The organism is Acetobacter sp. DmW_043, assembly GCF_002153485.1.
Taxonomy (GTDB): Bacteria; Pseudomonadota; Alphaproteobacteria; order Acetobacterales; family Acetobacteraceae; genus Acetobacter; species Acetobacter thailandicus.
The window spans coordinates 1-287 of sequence record NZ_JOMN01000101.1 but is presented as its reverse complement, the minus strand read 5'-3'; the positions used below and the strand labels follow the sequence as shown (position 1 = coordinate 287).

The following is a 287-nucleotide window of genomic DNA, read 5'->3' as shown; positions in this document are numbered from 1 at the left end:
GGCATGGCTGTGGCCCACCATCTGCGCGCTGAGGAAGACCCCTCCTACAAAGAGCGCAATGTTATCGCCGTGATCGGTGATGGTTCGATTTCAGCCGGCATGGCCTACGAAGCCATGAACAACGCAGCTGAAGCCGGTCCTGGTGCTGAACGCCTGATTGTTGTGCTCAACGACAACGAAATGTCGATCGCACCGCCTGTCGGCGCGATGTCAGGCTATCTGTCACGCCTTATCTCATCCCGTAAATTTATTGGCCTGCGTGAGCTGGCTGGTAAGTTTGTTAAAAA

At 54.7% G+C, this 287-nt stretch carries 1 protein-coding gene; it reads left to right on the top strand.

The features are described 5' to 3' along the window. Positions 1-287: 1-deoxy-D-xylulose-5-phosphate synthase N-terminal domain-containing protein (locus HK11_RS11910; RefSeq protein WP_304528683.1), on the top strand; the 287-nt coding region annotated here is incomplete at both ends.